Origin of the sequence: Curtobacterium flaccumfaciens (genome assembly GCF_013359815.1) — a bacterium.
GTDB classification, from domain to species: Bacteria; Actinomycetota; Actinomycetes; order Actinomycetales; family Microbacteriaceae; genus Curtobacterium; species Curtobacterium flaccumfaciens.
Genome location: NZ_JABMCF010000028.1, coordinates 113,587 through 121,466 on the forward strand (window position 1 = coordinate 113,587; position 7,880 = coordinate 121,466).

5 protein-coding genes are annotated in these 7,880 nt (G+C 72.0%); 2 read left to right on the top strand and 3 right to left on the bottom strand.

The features are described from left to right. Positions 1 to 180: 180 nt before the first annotated feature. Complete coding sequence (locus HP445_RS01545) at positions 181 to 2,307, top strand: DEAD/DEAH box helicase (RefSeq protein ID WP_164941243.1); 2,127 nt, start codon at positions 181 to 183, stop codon at positions 2,305 to 2,307. A gap of 103 nt (positions 2,308 to 2,410) precedes the next feature. Here HP445_RS01545 and HP445_RS01550 read toward each other — a convergent pair whose 3' ends face one another. Continuing rightward, the gene (locus HP445_RS01550) at positions 2,411 to 2,683 is read right to left on the bottom strand and encodes a mycoredoxin (protein WP_071405571.1); all 273 of its coding nucleotides are present in this window, start codon (positions 2,681 to 2,683) and stop codon (positions 2,411 to 2,413) included. A gap of 58 nt (positions 2,684 to 2,741) precedes the next feature. Between HP445_RS01550 and HP445_RS01555 the strand changes: the two genes are divergently transcribed. Further along, on the top strand, positions 2,742 to 4,271 hold the full coding sequence (locus tag HP445_RS01555) for a CYTH domain-containing protein (RefSeq protein ID WP_071405572.1): 1,530 nt from the start codon (positions 2,742 to 2,744) through the stop codon (positions 4,269 to 4,271). Positions 4,272 to 4,356: 85 nt separating this feature from the next. Here HP445_RS01555 and HP445_RS01560 read toward each other — a convergent pair whose 3' ends face one another. After that, positions 4,357 to 6,528: a S9 family peptidase gene (locus tag HP445_RS01560; protein ID WP_128781317.1), complete on the bottom strand. Its 2,172-nt coding sequence runs from the start codon at positions 6,526 to 6,528 to the stop codon at positions 4,357 to 4,359. Between the two features lie 30 nt (positions 6,529 to 6,558). Then, a complete protein-coding gene (locus tag HP445_RS01565) occupies positions 6,559 to 7,758 on the bottom strand; it encodes a Fic family protein (protein WP_128781318.1) in 1,200 nt (399 codons plus the stop codon). Between the last annotated feature and the right edge of the window lie 122 nt (positions 7,759 to 7,880).

Below are 7,880 nucleotides of genomic sequence, written 5' to 3' on the forward strand. Positions count from 1 at the left end.
TCCCGGCAGGTGCTCGTGTGGAACGGCTCGCGGGAGTCCACCGGACGTCCCGATGCGGGGACCGGCGATGCGGTGGGCCACGGTGGCCCGCAGCTGAACCGGAGCCGCGCCAGGCGCCGGTGCAGGACTTCCCGCCCCACGGGCGGATCGCCCCGACGTGTGGGCGGAACAGGAGGAGCGTTGGCTCGATCAGGCACCCGGCGTGCTGCCGGCGGGACGCGGACCGCGTCACGCCGCACCAGACCGCTGGACAACGACGGCGTCATCCCCGTCCTCGCCCGCGCTGTGCGCGAGGTCGAGGCCGCGGCGCAGCGCGGACCGCTCAAGGCATCGAACCGGACGAAGTTCCAGGCGGTCGCCCTGCTCATGCGCGAAGAGCGCGCGCGGGTGAAGGCCGACACGGAGCTCACCGACGCGCAGCGCGCCGAGCAGCTCAAGCGGCTCGACGGCGTGGCCACGATCCTGGCGAAGACGGCGGCGCGCGACACCAGTGTCATCCAGCTCCTCGCCGAAGAGGTCCAGGTGTCCGAGGCGACGCGTGCGGTCAAGCGCGACATGATGATCGCCGGCGGCATGGAACTGCAGCCGGAGGACCTCGTCATCGCGTCCGAGCCGGCCGCGGTGGTCGAGACCCCGGTGCGGGCCGTCATGCCGCAGGCGGTCGTGCAGCGCCAGCTGGCGAACCCCTTCATGCCGCCGGACTTCGCCCTCGCCGACCAGCCCGTCGCGCACCCGCGTCGCCTAGCGAACTGGGAGCTGTTCGGGCCGCTGTTCAAGTCGTTCGAGTACGGCGCGGGCGGGGGAGCGGCGACGATGCCGCTGCCGGAGCCCACGACGCTGCACTCGCGCTCGGGCACCACGCTCATGAAGCACCAGGCGGAACTCGTCGCCGCCGCGTCGCAGGGGCACCGCACGTTCCTGCTCGCCGACGAGCCCGGCCTCGGCAAGACCGCACAGTCGCTGCTCGCCGCCGACGCCGCGAACGCGTTCCCGCTGCTCGTCGTCGTGCCGAACGTCGTCAAGACGAACTGGGCGCGTGAAGCCGAGCGCTGGGTGCCGAACCACCGCGCCACGGTGATCCACGGGGACGGCAACGACCTCGACGGGTTCGCCGACATCGTCATCGTGAACTACGAGATCCTCGACCGGCACGCCGGGTGGCTCGGCAACTTCGGGTTCAAGGGGATGGTCGTCGACGAGGCGCACTTCATCAAGAACAGGGACTCGCAGCGCGCCCGGTTCGTGCTGCAGATCGCCGAGCGCATCCGGCAGCGCACCGCCGCACCGCTGCTCATGGCGCTGACCGGTACGCCGCTGATCAACTCGGTCGAGGACTTCCGCACCATCTGGGAGTACCTCGGCTGGATCGACGACAAGAAGCCGCGCGCGAAGCTCATGAACGAGCTCGAGGAGATCGGCCTCACGCCGGCCGACCCCGGGTTCTTCGTCGAGGCCCGCCGTGCCGTCATCGACCAGGGCATCGTGCGACGCCGCAAGGTCGACGTCGCCGCGGACATCCCGGCCCGCCGGATCGCCGACATCCCCGTCGAGCTCGACGGTGACGAGGGCCGCTCCATCCGCGACGCCGAGCGCGAGCTCACCGCGAAGCTCGTCCGCCGCTACCACCAGGCGCTCGACGCCCGCACCGGGCAGGACCCGGTCATCGGCATCGACCACAAGCTGGTCCGCCAGGTCGCGCGCTGGGAGCTCGAGGACCAGGACGCCTCGTCGACCGGCGAGAACGTGTTCTCGATGGTCCGCCGCATCGGCCGGGCCAAGGCCCAGCTCGCGGCCGACTACGCGGCACAGCTCGCCTCGAACGTCGGCAAGGTCGTGTTCTTCGCGAAGCACCTCGACGTGATGGACCAGGCGGAAGAGGTGTTCGCCCGTCGCGGGCTGCGCACCGCCACGATCCGCGGCGACCAGACGCCGACGCAGCGCACGGCCGAGATCGACTCGTTCGTGAACGACCCCGACGTCGCCGTCATCGTCTGCTCGCTGACCGCGGCCGGTGTCGGTCTGAACCTGCAGGTGTCGTCGAACGTCGTGCTCGCCGAGCTGTCGTGGACGAGCGCCGAGCAGACCCAGGCGATCGACCGCGTGCACCGCATCGGGCAGGAAGAGCCCGTCACCGCGTGGCGCATCATCGCCGCGCAGACGATCGACACCAAGATCGCCGAGCTCATCGACTCGAAGGCGTCCCTGGCCGCCCGCGCGCTCGACGGTTCGGACGAAGAGGTGGTCGACTCCGGTGACATCCAGCTCGACGCCATGGCTGCGCTGCTGACCGAGGCGCTCGGCGGCTAGCGCGGCGCTCGGCGCTGACAGCAAAACACCGGTGTTCGCACTCTGAACCGCGTCATGCGCGTGTTCGGAGTGTGAACACCGGTGTTTTGCGGAGGGCCGCCGCTCAGATGCGGGACTGCACCTCGGCCAGGGACGGGTTGGTCGCCGTCGAGCCGTCGGGGAACACCAGCGTCGGCACGGTCTGGTTGCCGCCGTTGACCTCGGCGACGAGCTCGGCGGTACCGGGGGTCTGCTCGATGTCGACCTCGGTGAAGGGCACCCCGGCCTTCGACATCTGGTTCTTCAGCCGGGCGCAGTAGCCGCACCACGTGGTGGTGAACATCGTGACGCCGCCGGCTTCGGGCGTGAACTGCTCGCGGGTGATCGTGTCGCTCATCCCTGCAGGCTAACCCCGGGTGCGGGGAAACCCCGCAGTGCCTGGTAGACAAGAGCGTGTGAGCCACACGCACCTCGAGATCGAGCGCACCTACGACCTGCCCGAGGGCGGTGCCCTCCCCGACCTCGTCGGCGCGGGCGGCATCCTCCGCACCGAGCACCAGGAGCCGTTCGAACTGGACGCGACCTACTGGGACACCGAGCGGTACGACCTGGTGGCCGCGCGGGTGACCGTGCGCCGCCGCACGGGTGGCCCCGACGCCGGCTGGCACATCAAGCGCTCGGAGTCGGACACGGTCCGCCACGAGCAGCAGTTCCCCCTGACCGACGACGCCGACACCGTGCCCGACGAAGTCCTCGCCGCGCTCTTCACGGAGCGCCGCGGCCGCGGGCTGCGTCCCGTCGTCCGGATCACGACCACCCGCACCGTCACCCGACTGCTCGACGAGGACGGCGACCAGATCGCCGAGCTCGCCGACGACCAGGTCACCGCCCAGCGCCTCGACGACGACGCCCCCGAGACCCCGCGCACCTGGCGCGAGGTCGAGGTCGAGACCGTCGACGGCGTCGACCCGCAGATCGCCCACGAGCTCTTCGCGGCCCTCGACGGACGCTTCGCGGCCGTCGGCGCCGGCCCCGCCGCCGTCGCGTCCAAGCTGGCACGCGGGCTGGCAGGAGCACCGGCACCGCGCCTCCAGACCGAGGAGAAGCCGGCCAAGGGCACGACCGCACGCATCCTGGCGAAGCGGGTGCGCAAGCTGCGCGTCGCGCTGCTCGGCCAGGAGGCCCGGCTCCGCTCCGGCGACACGGCCGACCTCCGGCAGGCGGCCGACACGACCCTCGAGATCGCCGCGATCCTGGGCGCCTACCGCCCGGCGTTCCCCGACGGCGAGGCCGTCGACCGCGCCGCCGAGGCGGCGGACGGCCTCGCGGGCGTCACCGCGCGTGCGGCGCTGGCCGAGTACCTGATCGACCGGCTGCCGCGGGCGTCGTCGCCGGCGCAGGACGACCTGGTCGACGCGATGACCCGTGAGCGCATCCTCGCCTCGACCCGGGAACGTCGCGACCAGGCGGTGCGGGACGTCGTCGCGTTCCTGCACGGCGAGCCGTTCCTCGAACTGCTCGACGCCCTCGACGACGCGGCCGAGCGACCGGCTCCGACGGCGTGGTCGCTCCGCGCACCGAAGCAGGTCGCACAGGACGTCGGCGCCGACGTGAAGCCGCGCGTGCGCGAACTCGTCCGGGCCGCCGTCGCCGACGACACCTCGGACACCGCCGCCGAGCGCGAGGCCGCCGACCGGACCACCACCGAGGCCGCGTGGCAGGAGACGATGCGCGCCCGGATGGCGATGGACGTGCTCGGCGACGACGCGTTCCCGCACGCACTGTGGAAGCGGATCGGCACCGCTGCCGACGTGCTGACCGAACGGGTGCGATCCCTGCACGCCCTCGACATCCTCCGGGCGAACGCGGCGATCGCGGAGCGCGGGGGTGAGGGCACGTTCGGGTACGGCGTGCTGGCGGGGGACCGGGTGCGCCTGGCCGAGGAGTCCTACGACGAGGCGGTGCACGCGCTCAACCGCGTGTGAGCGCCGCTGTTCGCTTGGTGAGCAGAAGAGGTCGGGTCCCGCGTTCGGACCCGACCTCTTCTGCTCACGAAGTGCGAGGCGTTGCTCAGCCCGCAGCGATCGGGTTGGCGGTGGCCGCGGCGGGCGTCTCGTCGGCGAGCCCGAGCACGTCGAGCAGCCAGGCGAGTTCGAACGCCCGCTCCTTCCACGACGCGTAGCGACCGCTGACACCACCGTGGCCGGCGGACATCTCGGTCTTCAGCAGCACGGGCGCGCCGACCTCGCGGAGCTTCGCGGTCCACTTCGCGGGCTCGACGTAGAGCACGCGGGTGTCGTTGATCGAGGTCACGGCGAGGATCTGCGGGTACTGCACGTCGTCGCGGACGTTCTCGTACGGGGTGTACTCGCTCATGTAGCGGTAGACCTCGGCGTCGTGCAGCGGGTCGCCCCACTCGTCCCACTCGATGACGGTGAGGGGCAGGTCCGGGTCGAGGATGCTCGTCAGCGCGTCGACGAACGGCACGGCGGCCAGGATGCCGGCGAACCGCTCGGGTGCGAGGTTGGCGACCGCACCCATCAGGAGCCCGCCGGCGCTGCCGCCCTCGGCCACGAGCCGGTCGGCGGTGGTCCGGCCGGACTCGATCAGGTGCTCGGCGACCGCGACGAAGTCGGTGAAGGTGTTCTTCTTCGTCAGTGTCTTGCCGTTCTCGTACCAGTGCCGGCCGAGCTCACCGCCACCACGGACGTGCGCGACGGCGAAGACGACGCCGCGGTCGAGCATGGACAGGCGCATGACGCTGAAGCCGGGGTCGATCGAGTGCTCGTACGAGCCGTACCCGTAGAGGTGCAGCGGTGCCGGGGTACCGTCCTCGACGGCGTCACGACGCCAGACGAGCGAGATCGGCACACGGGTACCGTCCGACGCGGTCGCCCAGTCGCGTTCCTGCACGTAGTCGGCCGGGTCGTAGCCGCCGAGCACGGGCTGGCGCTTCAGGACGGTGACCTCGCCGGTGGCCAGGTCGAGGTCGCTGACCTCGGAGGGGGTCACGAACGACGTGTACCCGATGCGGAGCGTCGGCTGCTCCCACTCCGGGTTGCCGCCGAGCCCCGCCGAGAACAGTGCTTCGTCGAAGGGAACCTCGTGCGCGTCGCCGTAGCCGTCGCCCTCGATCGGGATGATCGCGACGCGGGGCAGTGCCTCGGAGCGGTACTCCAGGGCGAGGTGTCCGGCGAAGGCGTCGACCGACTCGATGCGGCGTTCGGTGTGGTGCGCCACGACGACGCGGCGGTCACGCTCGGACGTCGGGTCGTCGGCGGGGACGTCGACGAGCTCGAAGTTCTCGGCGCCGTCGTTGTGCAGCACCAGGAACCGGTCGCTGCCACCGACGATGGCGTGCTCGATCTCGTACTCGACGCCCTCGCGCCGGGGCCAGACGACCTGGAACTCACCGGTCGGATCCGCAGCGTCGAGGACGTGCGCCTCGGACGTGATCTTCGAGCCGAGCTCGATGACGATGTACTGCGACGAGCGGGTGACACCGACACCGACCCAGTAGCGGTCGTCGGGCTCCTCGAACACCAGGACGTCCTCGGACGCCGCGGTGCCGACCGTGTGGCGCCAGATCTTGTCCGGACGCCACGACTCGTCGACCGTGGGGTAGAAGACGTAGCGGCCGGCCGGGTCGAACGTGGCGCCGGCGCCCGTGTTCGGGATGGCGTCGCCGAGGTCGGTCCCCGAGGCCAGGTCGCGCACGTGCAGGGTGTACCGCTCGTCGCCCTCGACGTCGATGCCGTAGACCAGGCGGGTGCCGTCGTCGCTGATGTCGTACGTGCCGAGGGAGAAGAACTCGTGGCCGTCGGCCAGCGCGTTGCCGTCGAGGACCACCTGCTCGCCGGGGAGCGTCGACTCGCCCTCGACGACGGCGGGCGGCGTCCAGTCGTCGGGGCCGGCGACGGGCACGCGGCAGTGCACGCCGTACTGGCTGCCCTCGGCGGTGCGGGTGAAGTACCACCAGTCGCCCATGCGGACCGGCACAGAGAGGTCGGTCTCCTGGACGCGGCTCTTCACCTCGGCGAAGATGCGGTCGCGCAGCGGCGCGAGGTGCGCGGTGGCGGCGTCGGTGTGGGCGTTCTCGGCTTCGAGGTACGCCAGGGTGTCGGGGGATTCCTTGTCCCGCAGCCACTCGTAGTCGTCGACGAAGTCGATGCCGTGGTGGGTCCGTGTCACGGGCCGCTTGGCGGCGCTGGGCGGGGTGGATGCGGTGTGCTCGTTGCTCACCGTCCCACCCTATTCGCCCGCACCCCCCGGTCAGGCCGCCGTGCGCTCGCGCCCGCCCACCGCCGCCTGCACCCGCTGCTCGAACGCCTCGAGCTCGTCGACCACGGCCGGTGCGACCCACGCCCGGTCTCGGAGACGATCGGTGACCGGACGGAGCACTCCCGCCAGCACCAGGTCGTGGGTGACGCGCTCGACCTCGTCGGTGGTGAGCAGGGTGTCCAGGTGCGCTTCGGTCAGGACGGGGTCGTCGGCGAGCGCACGGCCGACGACGGCGTGCGGGCCCGAGGCGCAGGGGCCGACGGACCGACCGGCGTCGTGCTCGGCGAGCAGCAGGGCGTTCAGGGTCGCCTCATCACAGACCGTCCCGATCGCGAGGGCCAGGTCGACCACGAACCCGGTGACCTTGCCGTCGCGGTACTGCTCGAGGTGCCGGAAGTACCGCCGCCGATCCGCCGCGAGCGCGGTGGCCACCGGTGCCGTGACCGTGGTCGTCACCCCGCGACGCCGGAGCACGGCACCGATCAGCGCGCGCCCGATCCGACCGTTGCCGTCGGTGAACGGGTGGATCGACTCGAACTGCGCGTGGGCGATCGCGGCCTGGGCGATCGGGTGCAGGTCCACACGGTGCACGAACGCGAACAGGTCGGCCATCAGCGGTGCCACGAGCTCGGGCGGTGGTGGCACGTACACGGCATCGCGGGGCGTGGCACCGCCGCCGATCCAGTTCTGCACGTCGCGGTACCGGCCGGCGTACCGTCCGTCCACCGGGTCGTCGCGCATCAGCAGGCGGTGTGCCTCGAGCAGGGAGGCCTCGGTGACGGTGCCCGAGTCCGCTCCGGACACCAGGTGCTCGACAGCGCCGCCGGCCCGGACGACCGCGGTGGCACCGGCGTTCGCCCGGATGCCGACGAGGGCCCGTGCCAGGTCGTCGATCGACGCGGACTCGTCCTCGATCCGCGACGACGCCACGGCTTCGGTCCGGCCGAGCACGGACCCGAGCGGCGCGAGCCGGGAGCCGTGGTGGACGTCGAGGGCGCGCAGGGCCGTGGCGCTCCGGTCGAGTAGCGCGACGGTGTCGTCGTCGGGCGTCCACCGGGCCCTCGCGATGGACGGGGGCAGCGACACCCGCACGGTGGTCACCAGCCGGTCGTCACGGCACCCGCGGACGGTGCTCCGCCACGGTCGCTCGTTGCGTTCGTGCGTGGGCCAGGTGTCGCTCCGGTGTGCCATCCCGCGACGGTAGAGCCACCCGGACGCTCGACGCCAGGAATCGGTATTTCGCCCGCTCGCCGCCTGCCGCCGCGGGCCCGCCCGGCGCCGCCGCCCGACCCCCCCCCCGCCCCGCCCGCGCC